Annotated in this window: 19 protein-coding genes; 16 read left to right on the top strand and 3 right to left on the bottom strand. The window is 38.1% G+C overall.

The window, feature by feature from the left end; all coding sequences use genetic code 11:
* The first annotated feature begins 127 nt into the window (after positions 1 to 127).
* The 7 genes from MUW56_RS05545 (at position 128) to MUW56_RS05515 (ending at position 8241) form a co-directional block, all read left to right on the top strand.
* A complete protein-coding gene (locus tag MUW56_RS05545; protein ID WP_089689880.1) occupies positions 128 to 1108 on the top strand; it encodes a pyruvate dehydrogenase complex E1 component subunit beta in 981 nt (326 codons plus the stop codon).
* A 114-nt stretch (positions 1109 to 1222) separates the two neighbouring features.
* A complete protein-coding gene (locus MUW56_RS05540) occupies positions 1223 to 3217 on the top strand; it encodes a KUP/HAK/KT family potassium transporter (RefSeq protein WP_292012254.1) in 1995 nt (664 codons plus the stop codon).
* Between the two features lie 67 nt (positions 3218 to 3284).
* A complete protein-coding gene (locus MUW56_RS05535) occupies positions 3285 to 3758 on the top strand; it encodes a Fur family transcriptional regulator (protein ID WP_292012253.1) in 474 nt (157 codons plus the stop codon).
* Between the two features lie 3 nt (positions 3759 to 3761).
* Complete coding sequence (locus MUW56_RS05530) at positions 3762 to 5501, top strand: OstA-like protein (protein ID WP_292012252.1); 1740 nt, start codon at positions 3762 to 3764, stop codon at positions 5499 to 5501.
* A gap of 96 nt (positions 5502 to 5597) precedes the next feature.
* Entirely contained in the window at positions 5598 to 6773 is a 1176-nt protein-coding gene (locus MUW56_RS05525; protein WP_292015382.1) for an aspartate aminotransferase family protein, read from the top strand.
* Between the two features lie 190 nt (positions 6774 to 6963).
* Positions 6964 to 7350 carry an START-like domain-containing protein gene (locus tag MUW56_RS05520; protein ID WP_034696870.1) on the top strand — a complete coding sequence of 129 codons (387 nt, stop codon included), beginning with the start codon at positions 6964 to 6966 and terminating at the stop codon, positions 7348 to 7350.
* A 78-nt stretch (positions 7351 to 7428) separates the two neighbouring features.
* Complete coding sequence (locus MUW56_RS05515; protein ID WP_292012251.1) at positions 7429 to 8241, top strand: aminotransferase class IV; 813 nt, start codon at positions 7429 to 7431, stop codon at positions 8239 to 8241.
* An 82-nt stretch (positions 8242 to 8323) separates the two neighbouring features.
* Here the strand turns inward: MUW56_RS05515 and MUW56_RS05510 are convergent, their stop codons facing one another.
* Positions 8324 to 8905, bottom strand: coding sequence for an N-acetylmuramoyl-L-alanine amidase (locus MUW56_RS05510; RefSeq protein ID WP_292012250.1), 582 nt, complete (start codon positions 8903 to 8905; stop codon positions 8324 to 8326).
* A gap of 106 nt (positions 8906 to 9011) precedes the next feature.
* Positions 9012 to 9560, bottom strand: coding sequence for a YqgE/AlgH family protein (locus MUW56_RS05505; RefSeq protein WP_292012249.1), 549 nt, complete (start codon positions 9558 to 9560; stop codon positions 9012 to 9014).
* A gap of 24 nt (positions 9561 to 9584) precedes the next feature.
* Between MUW56_RS05505 and pdxH the strand changes: the two genes are divergently transcribed.
* Positions 9585 to 10226, top strand: a complete 642-nt coding sequence (pdxH, locus tag MUW56_RS05500; protein ID WP_292012248.1) for a pyridoxamine 5'-phosphate oxidase — start codon at positions 9585 to 9587, stop codon at positions 10224 to 10226.
* A 219-nt stretch (positions 10227 to 10445) separates the two neighbouring features.
* On the opposite strand, the gene MUW56_RS05495 is transcribed toward pdxH, so the two are convergent.
* A complete protein-coding gene (locus MUW56_RS05495) occupies positions 10446 to 10736 on the bottom strand; it encodes an HU family DNA-binding protein (protein WP_292012247.1) in 291 nt (96 codons plus the stop codon).
* Between the two features lie 399 nt (positions 10737 to 11135).
* Between MUW56_RS05495 and panD the strand changes: the two genes are divergently transcribed.
* From panD to MUW56_RS05455, 8 genes are all read left to right on the top strand, one after another.
* Positions 11136 to 11486 (top strand): aspartate 1-decarboxylase, encoded by a 351-nt coding sequence (gene panD / locus MUW56_RS05490; RefSeq protein WP_002976902.1) that lies wholly within the window; start codon positions 11136 to 11138, stop codon positions 11484 to 11486.
* Positions 11487 to 11489: 3 nt separating this feature from the next.
* Positions 11490 to 12512: a lysylphosphatidylglycerol synthase transmembrane domain-containing protein gene (locus MUW56_RS05485; RefSeq protein ID WP_292012246.1), complete on the top strand. Its 1023-nt coding sequence runs from the start codon at positions 11490 to 11492 to the stop codon at positions 12510 to 12512.
* Positions 12513 to 12680: 168 nt separating this feature from the next.
* Complete coding sequence (locus MUW56_RS05480) at positions 12681 to 13256, top strand: TerD family protein (RefSeq protein WP_292012245.1); 576 nt, start codon at positions 12681 to 12683, stop codon at positions 13254 to 13256.
* A 27-nt stretch (positions 13257 to 13283) separates the two neighbouring features.
* Positions 13284 to 13958: a TerD family protein gene (locus MUW56_RS05475; RefSeq protein WP_292012244.1), complete on the top strand. Its 675-nt coding sequence runs from the start codon at positions 13284 to 13286 to the stop codon at positions 13956 to 13958.
* A gap of 83 nt (positions 13959 to 14041) precedes the next feature.
* On the top strand, positions 14042 to 14680 hold the full coding sequence (locus MUW56_RS05470; protein ID WP_292012243.1) for a VWA domain-containing protein: 639 nt from the start codon (positions 14042 to 14044) through the stop codon (positions 14678 to 14680).
* A gap of 18 nt (positions 14681 to 14698) precedes the next feature.
* Positions 14699 to 15742, top strand: coding sequence for a TerY-C metal binding domain-containing protein (locus tag MUW56_RS05465; RefSeq protein WP_292012242.1), 1044 nt, complete (start codon positions 14699 to 14701; stop codon positions 15740 to 15742).
* A 13-nt stretch (positions 15743 to 15755) separates the two neighbouring features.
* Positions 15756 to 16982: a protein phosphatase 2C domain-containing protein gene (locus MUW56_RS05460; protein WP_292012241.1), complete on the top strand. Its 1227-nt coding sequence runs from the start codon at positions 15756 to 15758 to the stop codon at positions 16980 to 16982.
* 5 nt (positions 16983 to 16987) lie between these two features.
* Positions 16988 to 18499 (top strand): kinase, encoded by a 1512-nt coding sequence (locus MUW56_RS05455; RefSeq protein WP_292012240.1) that lies wholly within the window; start codon positions 16988 to 16990, stop codon positions 18497 to 18499.
* Positions 18500 to 18583 lie beyond the last annotated feature (84 nt).

Genomic DNA, 18583 nt, shown 5'->3' with positions numbered 1-18583 from the left:
CTGGCAGGAGGAAAAGCCGTTTTCAATAAAATGAATAATAAAGATTTCCACTCAAATGAGATGCCTTTTTTATTATGTGTATAATAAAAAAAACACTATTTTTGTAGTCTAAATTTTTCGAATAAATATGGCAGAATATACTTTTCGTGAGGTAATTGCACAGGCAATGAGCGAGGAAATGCGTAAAGACGAATCCATCTTTTTAATGGGGGAAGAAGTTGCAGAATACAATGGTGCATACAAAGCTTCAAAAGGAATGTTGGATGAGTTTGGTCCTAAAAGAGTAATCGATACCCCAATTGCAGAGCTTGGTTTTACAGGAATTGCTGTTGGTGCTGCGATGAATGGTAACAGACCAATTGTAGAGTATATGACATTCAATTTCTCATTGGTAGGAATTGATCAGATTATCAATAATGCTGCAAAAATCCGTCAGATGAGTGGTGGACAGTGGAACTGTCCAATCGTTTTCCGTGGTCCTACAGCTTCTGCAGGTCAATTAGGAGCTACCCATTCTCAAGCTTTTGAAAACTGGTTTGCAAACATTCCCGGCCTTAAAGTAGTGGTTCCTTCAAATCCTTACGATGCGAAAGGGTTGTTGAAAACTGCAATTCAGGATAATGATCCGGTTATTTTTATGGAATCTGAGCAGATGTATGGAGATAAAATGGAAATTCCTGAAGAAGAATACTACTTGCCACTAGGAAAAGCAGATATCAAGAGACAAGGTACAGACGTTACTCTGGTTTCTTTCGGTAAAATCATGAAGCTAGCTTTACAGGCTGCTGAAGATATGGCTAAAGAAGGAATCTCTGTAGAAGTTATCGACCTTAGAACAGTTCGTCCTCTGGATTTTGATACTATTTTAGAATCAGTGAAGAAAACAAACAGATTGGTGATTTTAGAAGAAGCTTGGCCATTTGCTTCTATATCTTCTGAAATTACTTATATGGTACAGCAAAAAGCATTTGATTATTTGGATGCCCCTATCAAGAGAATTACGACTCCTGATGCACCAGCACCTTATTCTGCAGCATTATTTGCAGAGTGGTTTCCTAAACTTGAAAAAGTAAAAGAGGAAATTAAAAAAGCGATGTACGTTAAATAATAATAGAGAAAAACTTCCGAAAGGAAGTTTTTTCATTTATTATATTCATGAAGAAAAATTCTTAGGGTCATAAAATTAGTATAAATTTGCGCGTTTAAAAATAAATAAGCTGACATGGCAGACGTTACAGAAGATGGTTATCATTTTGACATCAAAAAACTTTCTTTTATTGGAGTTTTAGTCTCTCTAGGAATTGTTTTCGGAGATATCGGGACATCACCGCTTTACGTAATGAAAGCGATTGTAAATGCAAGAGCAGGAGGCAGCAATATGCCTTTCAATGAATATATAGAAGGAGCCCTTTCTTGTATTATTTGGACGCTTACTCTTCAGACCACTATAAAATATGTGATCATTGCTTTGAGGGCAGATAACAAAGGAGAAGGAGGAATTTTAGCCTTGTTTTCATTGGTCCGGAATCTTAAAAAAGGATGGCTGTATCTTATTGCTATTATAGGGGCAGCAGCACTTATTGCAGATGGAGTGATCACGCCGTCGCTTACCGTGATGTCAGCAATCGAAGGTCTTGAGATCTATAACCCTCATACCCCCATTGTTCCTATTACGATCGGAATTTTAATTGTAATTTTTGTGGTGCAGCAATTTGGGACTAGTTTTATCGGTAAATTTTTTGGTCCTGTCATGGTGGTTTGGTTTTTAGTGTTAGGAGGTTTGGGGGTAATGCATCTGAGCGAAAATTTTGAAATTTTAAGATCATTCAACCCTTATTATGCCTATAAGCTTATTGTAAACTCTCCCAGTGCTATTGTTATTCTTGGAGCTGTTTTCCTTTGTACAACCGGGGCGGAAGCTCTTTACTCGGATTTGGGACACTGCGGTGCAAAAAATATAAGAGTAAGCTGGGGGTTCGTTAAGATTATGCTTATTTTAAACTATCTTGGACAGGGAGCCTGGCTTTTAACCAATCATGGAAAACCTGGATTCTCTGTAGTCAACCCATTCTTTGGGATTATGGAAGAGTGGATGATTATTCCAGGAGTAATTTTAGCAACTGCAGCCGCAATTATTGCCAGTCAGGCTTTGATTACCGGTTCATTTACCATTTTCTCCGAAGCAATGTCTCTTAACTTATGGCCTAATCAAAAAATTGATTATCCTTCCGGAGTTAAAGGGCAAATGTATATTCCCAGAATCAACTGGGGCCTTCTGATTTTATGTATCATTGTCGTTCTCCACTTTAGAGAATCAGGAAAAATGGAAGCGGCTTACGGACTTTCCATTACAGTCACCATGTTGATGACAACCGTCCTGTTGGTCTTCTGGCTTTTAAAACACAGAGTGAGCAAAGTACTCATTCTACTTTTTGCTATGGTGTATATGGCCATTGAATTAGGATTTTTCAGTGCCAATATTATCAAATTCATGGAAGGAGGATGGATCACAGTGGTATTGGCTGGTTCTATTGGAATCTCTATGTATGCATGGTATAACGGAAGACTTATCAAAACAAGGTTTATCCAGTTTGTAAAAATAGAAAAATACGTGTCTATCCTTAAAGACATGAAACTGGATGAAACCATTCCAAAATATGCTACCAATCTTGCTTACTTAAGCAGAGCTAAAAGAAATGATGAAGTAGAATCAAAAATTATCTATTCTATCATTAAAAAGCAGCCGAAGAGAGCAGATCACTATTTCATTCTGAGCATTGTCAACCAGGAAGATCCGTATACTTTCAAATATACGGTAGATGAAATTCTTCCGGGAACAGTATACAAGGTGAATTTCCTTTTAGGATTCAAAGTAGACCGAAGAATCAATGATTACTTCAATATGGTGTTAAAGGATTTAATGGCTGACGGTACCATTCCTTCAAGAAGCAGCCATCCGTCTTTAAGAGCCCATGATATACCACCGGATCTTAAATATGTTATTATAGATAATACGTATATCAACGATATCCTTTTAACTGTTAAACAGAAGATTACCCTTAATATTTACAACTTCGTGAAGTATATCGGAAGTGATGACTTTAAGGCCTGGGGAGTATCCTCGCACAACGTTGAAGTAGAATCTGCACCCATTACAGAACTTACTGTTTATGACAACAAAATTGAACAGTCAGGCTACTTCCGTCACAATTCTTGATGACCGGCACTGCCGGGCATACTGTCTATTTAAATAAAAATCAATAAATTTGTAGATAATTTTTTTAATGGATACAGTACAAAAAGACAAAAATATAGCTTTGATCAAGGATGTTTTAAGAAACTACTTATTAGAAAAAGGGTTCAGAAACACTCCTGAAAGATATACGATATTGGAAGAAATTTATAATATGGATCATCATTTTAATGTTGATGATCTGTATCTTCTGATGATGCAGAAGAAATATCACGTTTCCAAAGCAACGATTTACAACACGATTGAAATTTTCCTTGATGCGGGCCTTATCAGAAAGCATCAGTTTGGAGAAAAGACATTGACCTCTTCATCTTACGAGAAGTCTTATTTTGACAAACAGCATGACCATCTTGTGATTTACAAAAAAGACTCTGATAAAGAAATCGAAGAAATCATTGAGTTCTGCGATCCGAGAATTCAGGGAATCAAAGAAGCAATTGAAGAAGCATTTGGCGTAAAAATTGATTCTCATTCGCTGTATTTTTATGGCACTAAGAATGACTAATTAATGAGAATAATCCTTTTTCTGTTCATCTTTATTTCTACGCTGGGTTGGGCGCAGGATAAGACCCCTGTGAAGAGAGATCCTTATTTGCAGGCTCCTTTACCTGCAAAAACACAGCCACTCAGACCGGAAGATAAAATAAAGATCATCCATGCGGATAAAATCATCAAAGACCCTGAAAAATATCAGGGTAACCAATACTTTACAGGAAATGTTCAGATTGAACATCAAGGATCCATCCTTACTGCAGATGAAGTGGTATTGTACAGTGAAGAGAACTTTGTAAAAGCAATAGGCAATACAAAACTTCAAAATGCAGACGGCTCTGTAATTACTGCCGGAGAAATGGAATATGACGGGAACACCCAGAAGGGGGTTGCCCGGAAAAATGTTGTTCTTACCGATCCTAAACAAACTATAAAAACAGATATCCTCTATTATGACAGGCTTGCCAATCAGGCTTACTTTAATACGGGAGGAACTATTTCTGATGGCCAGAATGTAATGTATACCAAATCTGCAACCTATTTCCTGAATACCAAAATGATCGATTTTGTGGGAAATGTGAAAATAGATAATCCCCAATATATCATTGAAGGAGTTAATATCAAGCAGAATCAGAATACTAAAGTTGCCGAATTTTTTGGGCCGACCACTATTACCAACAGGGCTAATCCTAAAAATAGGATATATACGGAAAGGGGAACCTATAGAATGGAAACAAAAGAAGCGTTCCTGAATAAGAATTCCAAGATCTTTTACAATGATAAAATCCTGACCGGTGACGATATGTATTTCAATCAGATCACAGGTTTTGGTACAGCCACCGGAAATGTAACGCTTGATGACCCTAAGGAGAAGAGATACATAAAAGGAGGGTATGGTGAGATTTTTGAAAAGAAAGACTCTGCCATGATGACCAAAAATCCTTATGCGGTAAAGGCAATGGAAAAGGATTCTGTCTATTTTGCAGCTGAAAAGATCCTTTCCTATCAAAGACCGGATTCTCTGGATATCAAAGTCAAGAAAAGTTTCTTAAGAGCCTATAAAAAAGCCCGTATTTACAAGTCAAATGCTCAGGGTAGAGCAGACTCTATTGCCTTCAATGAAACAGACGGTATCATGCATATGTATACAAACCCTATTCTGTGGAGTGGAGAAAAACAGGTGACCGGTGATAAGGTAGAAGCTTACTTTAATACAAAAAATGAAAATATAGACTCGCTGAAAGTCATTGGAAATGCCTTTGCGATCAGCAAAGTGGATTCTTTGAACTTAAAAGATGAATTTAACCAGGTAAAAGGAAAATTCATGACCGTCTATTATGAGAACAATGATATCAAGGAAGCAAGAGTGGTAGGAAATGCTCAGTCCATTGCCTATGTGGATGATACCAACCAGGAGACTAAAAAGCCTGAAAGAATAGGAATAACCCTTTCTGCATGTGGTATTATTGGTGCCTTGTTTGAGGAAAGAGCCCTGCAAATTATTTCATGCAGTATTGGTGCCACCTCAGATACTTATCCGATGAGTATGATAGAACCGGCGAAAAGAAAATTTGCTGATTTTAACTGGAATACAAAAGACCGGATCAGGAAATGGCAGGATATTCTTGTAGACAGTCCCAATTACGAAGAAATACAATATGTGGGCGATAATGAGCTCTATGATAAGGCTCAGGAAGCTGTAGAAAAGGAAAGAGCTAAGGAAGAAGCGAAAAAGCCGAAACGAACCAGAAAATAATATAAAGACCGGAGATATCCGGTCTTTTTTGGTCTATTAATTTTAGCGTTTAGGGAATGTTTTATAGCTTTGCTAAAATTTTTTGAGACGATGGAAATGCAAAAAGACTTTTTTATATATCAGGCACAAACCACAAAATTTGCTGCAGGTTTTGAAGTGGATAAAGCTGTTGGCAGCTACATCTATGGGACGGATGGAAAAAAATACCTTGACTTTGTAGCGGGAGTTTCTGCCAATACCTTAGGACATTCACATCCTAAAGTAGTCAGCGCTATTAAAGAGCAGGCGGACAAATACCTTCATGTAATGGTATACGGTGAATATGCGCAGGAAAAACCTATTGCATTGTGTAAACTGCTGGCAGAAGCCACTCCGGATCCATTAGAGGTAACTTATCTTGTGAACAGCGGTGCAGAAGCTATTGACGGAAGTTTAAAGCTTGCCAAAAGATATACAGGAAGAGAAGAGATCATTTCCTTTAAAAATTCTTATCATGGAAATACCCATGGAGCTTTAAGTGTTTCAGGAAATGAAACCCACAAAAGAGAATTCCGTCCGTTGCTGCCAATGATTTCTTTTATCGAATTCAATAATGAAGCTGAATTCGAAAAGATTACTGAAAAAACGGCTTGTGTTATTCTTGAAACCATCCAGGGTGCCGCAGGATTTCTGGTTCCTGATGACGGCTACCTGATCAGGCTGAAGAGAAGATGTGAAGAAGTAGGCGCTCTGTTAATCCTTGATGAAATTCAGCCGGGATTCGGAAGAACCGGAAAACTATTCTCATTTGAACATTTCGGAATCGTTCCTGATATCCTGGTGATGGGAAAAGGCATGGGCGGTGGTGTTCCTGTTGGTGCGTTTATGAGCTCCAAAAAAATTATGGAAACCTTAGCGCATTCTCCAAAACTGGGGCATATTACTACCTTTGGAGGAAATCCGCTGATTGCAGCGGCGAGTCATGCCACACTGAAAGAAGTGCTGGAAAGCGGCCTTATGAATGAGGTGGACGAAAAGGAAAAACTATTCAGAGAACTTCTGGTACACCCAAAAATTAAAAATATTAACGGAAAAGGATTAATGCTCGCAGTCAACCTTGGGTCTCCGGAATATACCTTGGAAGTAGCTAAGAAATGTATGGAAAACGGCCTTATTGTTTTCTGGCAGTTATACAGAAATGAATACCTGAGAATTTCTCCACCCCTTACATTATCAATGGATGAAATCAGACAGGGCTGTCAGATCATACTGGATATACTGAATGAAAATTAAATAAAAGGTCTCTCCAAAAACGGAGAGATTTTTTTATGCTTTACATGGTAGTTGTAAGGGGTTTTATTTAACATAATATTGATTTGAGATCTCTGATAAATATCATACAGATTCTATAAAAAAGTAATTGCTTTTTTGTGTAATAAAAAAATTAATTTATATATTGCGGGACGATAAAAACAAAGATTATATGGCGAAACATAAAGTCCATTACGAATTTCCAATGCATTGTTTATCAGAGATTTTATATGAATATCTGGCGACGGCAGAGGGGTTGTCTGAATGGTTTGCGGATGAGGTAACAGAGAAAGGCGATGATTTCTTTTTTAGCTGGGGCGGAGGACCTGCCGAAAAGGCCACTTTGATCAGATATAAGCCTGAAGGTTTCGTGCGTTTCAGATGGGAGGAAGATGAAGGAACTAAAAATTTCTTTGAAATGACTATCACAATAGATGATATTACAGAAGATCTAGCTCTGAATATAACAGATTTCTGTGAAGAAGGAGATGAAGAAGAAAACGCAATGTATTGGGAAAATCTTATTGAAAATCTCAGAATAAAATTAGGTGCGGCATAATACCGGACTGTATGACATGATAAAACTGATGAACGATTTATCGTTCATTATTTTTTTATAAATAAATCACATCAAAAATTGGAAAATCAATATCTTACATCTGATACATTAAATGTAAAGAACAGAGCCTTTCTTTGGGGCGATACAGTGAAGGTTTCTTTCTTCGTGAGAAACGGTGGATTACTCATGGACGAAGAATGCTACTTTTTCCTGATGGCTTCCATGAGGAAGATGAGAATGAATATCCCTTTGACCTATACACTGGAATTTTTTCAGACACTTTTTCAAAAGGAGATGATCGAAGGTAAAGGAATTCAGCACGGAATTATTAATTTCCAGGTTTTCAGAAACAATGATGAACTGACGTTAGCAAAATCTTCAGTTTCTTATTTCTATGAGGTAGTAGAAATGGAAGATGTTCTGGGTGTTCACGAAAAACTGCTGGAATTGGATCTGATAAAAGAGATTAATGTTAATAACAACCTGCTAAGCAATATCAGGGTTCATTGTCCGGAAAATATTTATGGCGGAATTTATGCCCAGGAAAATGATCTGGATGATGTAATTCTTCTGAATCCCAATAAAAGGATTGCACGTTCCACTTCCGGGAATCTTTTGTTTTTGGAAGGTGATAGTATTAAAGTTCCAAAGCAGTCGGAAGGGGCATACATTTCTCCTCTGATGGAAAACTTCGTGACTTACTTACATAAAAATAACCTTGCGGATGTCCAGGAACACGAGATTATAGCATTTGAATCTCAGAAAGCCGAAGAAATTTTAATGATTTCTGATGAGAAAGGCATATTTTCTGTAGGTAAAATAAGAAATAAGACTTTTGAAAACAGTCGTTTCACAGAACTTGTGGAAAACTGGAAGAAAAGTTTTAATTAAAAATTGACAAACCCGGTAAACAACAAATTTGAGCAGTCCTTTACCGGGTTTTATTCTGAATATATCAGAAATTGTTTTTTATTTAATACTCATTGAAGATATCAACGAATTTTTGTGCGATTTCTTTCTGTCCCTTTTCACTGGTTAAATATTCCCGGTCTTTTCTGTTATTAATGAATCCCAATTCTACCAATACTGCAGGTGCTTTGGTTTCTCTTAACATGTGAAGATTACGATCTTCAATTTTAACTGCATCAAATTTTTTAGAGATTTTTTCAGCCAGGATTTTTGAGCTCTCAGAATTTTGAACGAAAATTTCAGTTCCCTGCTGCGTGGTTTCCTCTTGAGGAGATCGGTTAACATGGAGTGAAATGACCATTTCCGGATTCAAACTGTTGATTTGGGATGTTCTTTCGGAAAGGTTGGGGTAAGTGTCAGAATTTCTTGTTAAAACCACTTCAAATTTGCCCTGCTTTTCACTGATCTTCTGAATTTCCCTGGCGATACTCAATGAAATATCCTTCTCAGAAAACCGGCCGTATACAGCCCCTGAATCATTTCCGCCATGACCTGCATCTATGACAATATATTTTTTGTCGTGGGGAGTGAATGAAAAAAATGCTGCAGAAAAGATGGATAAAGCAAATAATTGAATTCCTTTCATTTTCAGTGATTTTTGGTTTTTCAAATAACGTAAAAACTTTTTTAAAAATTAGTTAACGTAATATTAAAATTTGTTAAATATAGATAAGGATTTGACCGGTATGTTATTAATTCAGTGATATGTCTTCAGGAGAGTTGGCCCAAAGCAAAAATTCACCACCCAGGTTTTGCATGATGGACTTCCATAAGGTCTGATCGTTGGGAAGTGTATAATCAAGATTGTAAACGTCTACTACTGTCCACATTTTTCTTTGAACCTCAGTATCCAGCTGATTAGGGGCCCATCCCGAATATCCTGAAAAGATTTTGACACTGTGAATATCTAGTTCATTACTCAGTACTGCATTGATGATGTGTTCAATGTCTTCTGTCAGGTAAAACTCATCGGTGATGTCAGTAAAGATGTCAGTTACCTTTGGCCCTTTCACAATAAAGAAGACTTTATCATTTTCCACAGGACCGCCGTCATATACTTCAATTTTAAAATCAAAAAAATCTTTGAATTTACTACTCATCTGGCTGTTCTTTTTATTCAATATCAAACCAAATGCACCGCCTTCATTATGTTCAATAACCAATACCACCGATCTTGAAAAAATATCGCCGGAAATGTCAGGTGTCGAGATTAATATTTTACCTTTGTATGAGTGATTCATACTCAAATTTAATAAAAAATATTTATGGAAAACCTGCACGATAAAAGAAAAGTGTACGAGAAATCCCAACTTATTGAAAGTGAGGTAAAACAAAATCCAATCGAGCAGTTTAGAGACTGGTTTTTGGAGGCAAGTGAGAGCCCGGCCATCTCTGAAGCCAATGCCATGGCCGTTTCTACGCTAGAAGAAGATGGCTGCCCAAGGACAAGAATGGTATTGCTGAAAGCCTATACTCATGAAGGATTTATTTTTTATACCAACTACGACAGCAGAAAAGGAAAAGCAATAGAAAACAATCATAAAGCCTGTCTTCATTTTTTCTGGCCCAATCTGGAAAGGCAGATCATTATAAAAGCCGATCTGGAGAAAATTGCTGGAAACTTAAGCGATGGCTATTTTCATTCAAGGCCGAAGGGAAGCCAGCTTGGGGCAGCAGTGTCTCCGCAGAGCCAGGTAATTCCGGACAGAGAGTTCTTAGAAGAAAAGTTGAAAGAACTGGAAAAAGAATATGAAGACAAGGAGGTTTCAAGACCGGTCAATTGGGGCGGATACATTGCGAAACCCTATGAGATTGAATTCTGGCAGGGCAGACCCAACCGGCTTCATGACAGAATTATCTATCAGTTGGAAGATCTGGACTGGAAAATTTCGAGATTAGCACCATAATGTAAAAACCGGAAATTGAGAGACCTGAAATTAGGGTTTGTTTCTGGCTGCCCATCGTAGAAGTGGAGATGTTGTATACATGTTATGGCTTTACAAGTCTGAAAGGCGTAGCCAAAACCTGATATTCTCTTAACTGTTAGTATACTGAAGCTTTTCAAAGCCACCAAAAAAAGGGCTGTTTCTCAGAAACAGCCCTTAAATTTTTTGTAATCTGAATGATTATTTTTTCTTAGCACCAGAAACTGCATTTGATAAATCAGCTCCAGCCTTGAATTTAGCAACTTTTTTAGCAGCAATTTTAATTGGTTTCTTAGTGGCAGGGTTAATACCTTGTCTAGCTGCTCTCTCAGCTACTGAGAAAGTACCGAATCCTACTAAAGAAACTTTTCCGTCTTTTTTCTTTAAAGTAGAAGTTACGTTAGAAATGAAAGATTCTAAAGAAGCTTTAGCTGCAACTTTAGTGATACCTGCATCTTTTGCGATTGCGTCGATTAATTCAGACTTGTTCATAATTTTTAATATTAAAGTTAGTTCGTAATTATAGCAAATATAATACTATTTTCTAATTGTGCAATTTTTTTATTAAAACTTATATAATTTTTTTACGTTTCAGTGAAAATAGTTAAAATATGATAATTCGGGTTTCCACGAAAAATCTACGTTACGCGTTACTAAAATCATGCCAAATGCTTATGTGTATTGACTTTAGCAAAAAGTTAATATTATTTCCTACATTTATTAAATCCTAAATTGCATATCAAGTATTGACCTTTTTGAGGATATGTTTATTGATTCTATAAGCAAAATTCATTTTTTTTATGTTTTATAAAAATAAACACCTGTGTTTGTGGGAGTTTTAAAATGATCAGAGACCTATGTTTTATTAATTTTTATTAATAAATTTGCAGTATGTTAATAGAAGTTTTCAAGTCTAAGATCCATAGGGTAAGAGTTACAGCCTCAGACCTTAATTATATTGGGAGTATAACGATAGATGAAGATCTTATAGAAGCTGCCGGGCTGGTAGTGGGAGAAAGAGTCTACATCGTGAATGTGAATAACGGGGAACGTTTTGATACCTATGTTATCAAAGGGAAAAGAAAATCAGGGGAAGTATGTCTGAATGGACCGGCTGCAAGGAAAGTACAGAAAGATGATATCATTATCATCATTGCTTATGCCCAGATGACTCCTGAAGAAGCTAAAGATTTTCAGCCTAAAATCGTTTTCCCGGACGAAAAAACAAATCTTCTTACCTAATTCATGGAGAAAACATCAAAAAGTCCTTTAAAGTCAATACTTACACTGGTAATATCGCTTGCTTTTGCAGGCTTTTTTTTATGGCTTGCTTTAAAGGGACTGGATTTTAAAGTCATTCAGAAATCACTGGCTAAAGCCAATTACCTTTGGGTGCTCTTTGCCGCCGGATTTGGTATTCTGGCCTACTGGTTCAGGGCTATTCGCTGGAACCTGATGCTGGAACCTATGGGACACCATATTTCCAACTCCAATGCGCTCTGGTCCATATCATTTGGATATCTTATGAACCTTACCATTCCCAGAAGTGGAGAGCTGGCCAGAGCAACGGCCTTATATGGTGTGGAAAAAGTACCGGTAGACCAATCTTTTGGAACCATCATTCTTGAAAGAGTAGTAGATCTTATATGTATGCTTGGCTTTCTGGGACTGACATTACTGTTTAAATACGATGCCATTCTGTCTTTTTATGAAAATTCCGGAGTGCATATCAATCCTAATAAAATTTTATTCGTTCTTCTGATCCTGGCGGGCGGTACTGTTTTGTTTTTTGTATTTAAAAAGAAACTGGCAGGCGTTCCTTTCTTGGGAAAAGTAGTGAATTTCATAGACGGGATCTTTCAGGGACTAACCACTATTTTTAAATTAAAACAGAAAGGGAAGTTCATCGTCTATACATTGGGAATCTGGATTTCCTATTATTTTGCAGCCTACCTCGTATGCTTTGCACTTCCTGAAACTTCAGGATTTACAATGGCGGACGGTTTTTTCATTATTGTAGTAGGTACATTAGGGATGATCATTCCTGCCAGTGGAGGAATTGGAGCCTATAATCTGGCGATGAAATACGGCTTTATGGCCCTTTTTATTTCAATGGGAAAAAATGCTGAGCTGGGAGGTGAAATGGGACTTACCTATTCGTTTATCTCGCTGCCGCTTCAGATCGTTATTATGCTGGTAATGGGGCTTATTTCTATTCCCATGCTGGCGAAGGCAAGAAATACGGCTATTGCAGATAAAAATTTTTAAGAACGAAATTAATAAGATTATATTTTTTTAAAGTCCAATTGAAAAATTGGACTTTTTTTGATAGAATTCTATGATATGAAGGGAAAACGGATTAATTTTTATAAATAAATTTGGTCAATTCATAAATCAAATTTATCTTAATGCAAAAAAATAATTAATAGAAACATTATGGCAATTAATTTACAGAAAGGACAAAAGATTGAATTAGGGCTGACTAAAATGACAATAGGATTAGGCTGGGACCCCAATGAAGGAACAGGGTATGATTTTGACCTTGATGCTTCTGCCATTATGATTGATTCCGATAGAAAATTAGTAGGAGAAGAATATTTTGTTTTTTATAATAATTTACAGTCGCCGGACGGTGCATTAACCCATACAGGTGATGATCCTAATGGTAAAAATAGTGATGGGGACGATGATGAAGCCATTGTCATAGATCTTGAAAAAGTAGATTCCAAAGTGGAAGAAATTCTTTTTGTGGTAACGATAGAGGATTTTGAAAGAAGAAGACAAAACTTCGGGCAGGTGAGAAACTCATACATCAGGGTAGTGGATAATAATACCGGGCAGGAAATTGCCAAATATGAACTGGATGAAGATTTCTCCATTGAGACAGGGGTGGAGTTTGGAAGACTTTATAAAAGAAACGGAAGCTGGAAATTTGAAGCTTCGGGGATAGGCTACAGGGCAGACCTGGGGTTCTTCCTGGAAAAATATTATAAAGGACAGATCATTAAATAAATTATCAAATGACACAAAATAATAACTATGGCAATTAATTTACAGAAAGGTCAGACGATTGATTTAAGAAAGAATGACCGTGGAGAAAGTGTTTACGACCTTTCGAAAGTAACAATCGGTCTGGGATGGGACGTGAGAAAACAAGGCGGATTTTTCGGAAAACTATTCAATAAAGAAGCCGAATACGATCTTGATGCCGTTGCATTTCTTTTAGATGGAAACGGAAAGGTAGCCAACCTTGGAAGAACGGTTCAGACCAATGACGGAAGGCAGATGGGGTTTTACCAGGGAGATGTGGTGTTCTTTAATTCCATGCAGCATCCAAGCGGAAATGTTTGGCTTACAGGAGATAACAGAACCGGTGCCGGGGATGGAGATGATGAGCAGATCATCGTTAAGCTGGACCAGCTGGATCAAAGCTACCAGAAAATAGTATTCCTTGTTACGATCTATCAGGGAAGAAGCAATAATCAGCACTTCGGAATGATTGAGAATGCATTTATTCGTGCCGTAGATGCTTCAGGAAAGGAAATTACAAAATACAGTTTATCCGGAGACTCAAGCATGAACGGAATGTGTGCCATGGTTTTTGCAGAAGCCTACCGTCATCAGGGAGACTGGAAATTCCGTGCTGTAGGAGAGCCGCACCATACCGATAACTTTATCGATATTCTGAGACAGCAGTACGCATACACCCACTAAACTTTACATTTTTATTCAACATATAAGCCGGCAGGGAAGTTGAAAACTTCCCTGCCGGCTTCAGAATTAATACATGTCTTATCATGGATAGAAGATTATTAGCATACTTTTTATTGGATACTTCGGGTTCCATGAATGGGGAACCTATTCAGGCACTTAATAACGGATTCAACGGGCTTATCAGTATGCTCCGGGCAGATCCGCAGGCGATGGACAGTCTTCATTTAAGTGTCATTACTTTCGATAGAGAGGTCAGAAATACGATTCCCTTAATTGATCTGGCGCGTTTTTATCCCACGGAAATTACCTGCCCGGATAGTGGACCCACCCATACAGGAGCTGCATTGGAAATGGTGGCAGCGCTGATTCAGAGAGACAGGGTAAAAGGAACTGCTGATACAAAAGGAGACTGGCAGCCCCTTCTTTTTATATTTACGGACGGTAAACCTTCGGATATTCAGAAGTACAGGCAGATGATTCCGGTCATCAAAGGACTTGATCTGGGAGCAATCGTAGGCTGTGCGGCAGGCCCCAAAGCTGATGAAGACTTTCTTAAGGAGCTGACCGATCACGTGGTGAAACTCGATACTACAGATGCCATTACCCTTTCTTCCTTCTTTAAATGGGTAAGTTCTTCAATTACCCAGGGCGGACAATCCCAAAGTACAGGAGAAAATATAACACTGCCACCGCCACCATCAGAACTTAATATTATTATTTAAAAAATTGTCTTTACACTTATGAGACGACTTCCGATTTATTTTTTAGTAGACATCTCCGAATCTATGGTAGGAGAACCTATTGAGCAGGTACAGGAGGGTATCGCCAATATTATAAGAGATTTAAAAAAAGATCCGTATTCATTAGAAACCGTATATATCTCCATCATCGGCTTTGCAGGAGAAGCTGAGGTCATTACCCCACTTCAGGATATTATCAGTTTTTATCCGCCGAAGATCCCTATCGGAAGTGGCACTTCCTTATCCCAGGGTCTGATCAAAATAATGGATTGTATAGACCGGGATATTGTGAGAACAACGTATGATAGAAAAGGCGACTGGAAGCCTATTGTTTTTTTATTTACTGACGGCGTTCCTACCGATGATGCCACAAAAGCCATTGAAAGATGGAATGCCAAATATAACGGGAAATCCAATACGATTGCGGTGTCCATAGGTGACAATACCAATTATAAACTTCTCGGCTCGCTGGCCGACCATGTTTTGCTGTTCAATAACTCGGATGAGAATTCTTATAAAGAGTTTTTCCGGTGGGTGACAGATTCTATTAAAACCACCAGCCAAAGTGTTACAGAGGCTAAAAAGGAGGGCATCAATCTGTCTAAGATCGATTCTGTCATTCTGGAAAAAGTAGATCCGGAGAGGGAACAGCGTTTTCCGGACAATAATTTTGTCGTTTTAAACGGTAAATGTTCAGAAACGGAGAAGCTGTATCTGATGAAGTTTAAAAAAACATTGGCAGCATCAGGAATCCCGGGAATGTCTACCCGCTACTATAGATTGGACGGCGCTTATAAAATTGATGAGAAAGCTTATATAAGACTTTCTTCTTCCCAGAAAAATAACCTTAAAATTTCCATTGAAGAGCTTCAGGGAGGAACTTCCTGTCCCCACTGTGCCAACCCTATTGCACTAGCCACCTGCTCCTGCGGAGGAATTCATTGCCTGCAGGGAGAAGGATATAATAAATGTCCCTGGTGCGGAACATCGGATTATTATGGTTTTTCCAGTGAAGGGTTTGATATCAACAGAACCTTAGGATAATAATACATCAGGTATGGAAAAAGCTGTTATTGATAAGGAAAGGGAAGAATTTAAAGAAGTCCACTGGGTGTTGAAGAATGCGAATTCAAAACAGTTTTATGAATTCAGCCTGGAGATGGAAGAATTTCCGAATATAACGATACTGAAGATAGAAAATCTTGAGGAAACCGGGCTTATTTTTGAAAATAATACCTTATCAGGAATTGCAGCAGCCCATAATATGTATGATCTGGATATTGCATTTTTTCATACCAGAGATGTCCATACCATTGCAGTAAAAAAGGTGCAGTTGTTTATCAATGCCGATCCGAAAGATCTGTGGAAAAATATTCCAAGTGATCGGGAAGCTGATTTTTATAAACCGGATGAAACTTCCTATAAAGGTAAATTTTTAGATAAAAGAATTGTTGTTGCTTCTAAAAGAGGCCGCTCTCATGCCCATGAAGGAAAATTCAGGGACGATGATTTTGCAGTGAATGAACTTCCCGGAGAATGGAGTATTGTTTCCGTTTCCGATGGCGCGGGATCAGCTGCTGCAGCCAGAGAAGGATCCAGATTGGCTGCCGTTTCGGTGAATACATTTTTCAGTACACCGGATATTTTGAAGGAAATTGAGAAAAATATCAGCATCCTATATCGTTCTGAACACGCAGAGTTGATGGAGCATGAAGCGGGACAAAATATCATAAGATGTTTATATGAAAGTGTTTTGTATGTTTATCATACTTTAGATAAAACAGCATCAGAACTGGGGCTTTCCATTTCTGATCTGCATACCACGCTGATTTTTACGCTGGCCAAAAAATTTGACTTTGGATATATCATTCTGAGTTTTGGAGTAGGAGACTGCCCGATCATCCTGATCAACGAAGACTTTTCAGAAGTGAGACTTCTCAATCTAATGGATGTAGGAGAGTTTGGCGGCGGTACCCGTTTTATAACCATGAAAGAAATTTTTAATGATCAGATCATATCACGCTTTGGAATAACCCTTGTGAATGATTTTTCCCACCTCATCCTAATGACAGATGGGATCTATGATCCTAAATTTGTTACAGAAAATAAATTGGAGGACCTGGCAAGCTGGAAAACATTTTTTAATGATCTGAACGGAAATAATGATGACCGATCGAAAGTAGACTTTATCAACGATACTGAAATTGATACCCGGCTTTTGACCTGGGCTGATTTCTGGAGCAGAGGAAATCACGATGACCGTACATTGGCCATAATCTATTAATAAATATGAAAAAGACCACAAGGGTTGCTTCTGTTTTAGACCCAGCCAAATCTTATGAATATGTTGACGAAAACCCGATTCGGGGTGGAGTAAAGGATGTATATTTTTCTCCCGATAAAGAATATGTGGTTGCTTTTTATCGGAATCCGCTGGATGAAGGCCAGAAAGAACGGATCATGAGAATTGTTTCTACTTATCTGGAAAGCATACGGAATGGAAATGCATCTGACTATTTTCTGAACGAAATATTCAGGTGGCCCTGTGATATTGTTGAAAAAAATAAACTGACAGGAATCATAGTTCCTGTTTATCATAAAAAATTCTTCTTTGCCAAAGGATATGTGGGATCCGATAATATTCAGGGAGAAGATAAAGTAGGGAAGTGGTTTACAGCACCCATGTTCAGAAATCCCCAATATCCGTTGCGGCTTGACCAGGCAGAACTTGGAGACTGGCTGAGCTATTTTCAGATCGGTATCCATATCAGCAGAGGGGTTAAAAAACTACACCAGATGGGATTGGCCCATTCTGATCTTTCCTATAATAACATTTTAGTAGATCCTGTTACAAAGTCTGCCTGTATCATTGATATAGACGGGCTGGTGGTTCCCAGATTATTTTCCCCTGAAGTCATCGGAACGGCAGATTTTATTGCGCCAGAAGTTTTAAAGACAAAACATCTGGACCTTAAAGACCCGGGAAGGCATTTACCGGATCAAAAAACGGATCTGCATGCCTTGGCCGTTCTGATATATATGTATCTTCTGAGGAGGCATCCTCTGCGTGGCGGGAAAATATGGGATCTGGATTCTGAAAAAGACGAAATTATATCGATGGGTGAAAAAGCAATGTTTGTGGAGCATCCGGAAAATACAACCAATTACGTAAAGGCCGGCCAGCTTAGAAAGTGGGATGCTTTCTGGGGAGACCCTGAAAATATTCCTTTTACCATTGTTGGACCCTACCTTTCTGATTTGTTTAAAAAAGCATTTGTAGACGGATTACATGATCCGATCAGGCGCCCCACAGCCAATGAATGGGAAGCAGCTTTACTGAAAACAGTAGATCTGATACAGCCCTGCCATCATTCCGGGTGCACAGAGAAATGGTACGTTTTTGACAATACGAGCAATCCCAAATGTCCATTTTGCGGTACTCCTCATCAGGGAAGCCTTCCTGTTTTGGACTTGTATTTTAAATTTGATGGTGAAGTTTGGAAACCTGAAAATCACAGACTGATGGTGTATCATAACCAGTATTTATTTAAATGGCATGTATCCCGGAAGGTGATCCGAAATGAAAACCTCACCATGCAGGATAAAATGCCGGTAGGTTACTTCACTTTTCATCAGGGAAAATGGGTGCTGGTGAATCAGGGACTGCCGGATATGAAAGATATCACAGAACAGAAACAAGTTCCTCCGGGTTCGATGGTAGAGCTCACCGATGGCAAGAAAATACTTTTGTCTGCTGAAGAAGGTGGAAGATTGATCTATGTGACAATGGCCAATCAATAATATTGATAACAAAGGAAAAAGAAAGATTCATCAATAGAAACAAACCTTAGTTCGTTGATCTAAAAAATAAATTGGCCAATTGGC

The organism is Chryseobacterium sp., assembly GCF_022869225.1.
GTDB lineage: Bacteria > Bacteroidota > Bacteroidia > Flavobacteriales > Weeksellaceae > Chryseobacterium.
Note: the sequence above shows the minus strand (reverse complement) of the source record. Positions and strands in the feature narration are given on the sequence as shown.

Coding starts and splice junctions, on each gene's coding strand:
- MUW56_RS05530 (WP_292012252.1), top strand. CDS start 3,762: ATGAGAATAATCCTTTTTCTGTTCATCTTTATTTCTACGCTGGGTTGG.
- pdxH (WP_292012248.1), top strand. CDS start 9,585: ATGGAAAACCTGCACGATAAAAGAAAAGTGTACGAGAAATCCCAACTT.
- MUW56_RS05475 (WP_292012244.1), top strand. CDS start 13,284: ATGGCAATTAATTTACAGAAAGGTCAGACGATTGATTTAAGAAAGAAT.
- MUW56_RS05520 (WP_034696870.1), top strand. CDS start 6,964: ATGGCGAAACATAAAGTCCATTACGAATTTCCAATGCATTGTTTATCA.
- MUW56_RS05495 (WP_292012247.1), bottom strand. CDS start 10,736: ATGAACAAGTCTGAATTAATCGACGCAATCGCAAAAGATGCAGGTATC.
- MUW56_RS05535 (WP_292012253.1), top strand. CDS start 3,285: ATGGATACAGTACAAAAAGACAAAAATATAGCTTTGATCAAGGATGTT.
- MUW56_RS05525 (WP_292015382.1), top strand. CDS start 5,598: ATGCAAAAAGACTTTTTTATATATCAGGCACAAACCACAAAATTTGCT.
- MUW56_RS05460 (WP_292012241.1), top strand. CDS start 15,756: ATGGAAAAAGCTGTTATTGATAAGGAAAGGGAAGAATTTAAAGAAGTC.
- MUW56_RS05465 (WP_292012242.1), top strand. CDS start 14,699: ATGAGACGACTTCCGATTTATTTTTTAGTAGACATCTCCGAATCTATG.
- MUW56_RS05455 (WP_292012240.1), top strand. CDS start 16,988: ATGAAAAAGACCACAAGGGTTGCTTCTGTTTTAGACCCAGCCAAATCT.
- MUW56_RS05485 (WP_292012246.1), top strand. CDS start 11,490: ATGGAGAAAACATCAAAAAGTCCTTTAAAGTCAATACTTACACTGGTA.
- MUW56_RS05480 (WP_292012245.1), top strand. CDS start 12,681: ATGGCAATTAATTTACAGAAAGGACAAAAGATTGAATTAGGGCTGACT.
- MUW56_RS05545 (WP_089689880.1), top strand. CDS start 128: ATGGCAGAATATACTTTTCGTGAGGTAATTGCACAGGCAATGAGCGAG.
- MUW56_RS05505 (WP_292012249.1), bottom strand. CDS start 9,560: ATGAATCACTCATACAAAGGTAAAATATTAATCTCGACACCTGACATT.
- MUW56_RS05540 (WP_292012254.1), top strand. CDS start 1,223: ATGGCAGACGTTACAGAAGATGGTTATCATTTTGACATCAAAAAACTT.
- MUW56_RS05510 (WP_292012250.1), bottom strand. CDS start 8,905: ATGAAAGGAATTCAATTATTTGCTTTATCCATCTTTTCTGCAGCATTT.
- MUW56_RS05470 (WP_292012243.1), top strand. CDS start 14,042: ATGGATAGAAGATTATTAGCATACTTTTTATTGGATACTTCGGGTTCC.
- panD (WP_002976902.1), top strand. CDS start 11,136: ATGTTAATAGAAGTTTTCAAGTCTAAGATCCATAGGGTAAGAGTTACA.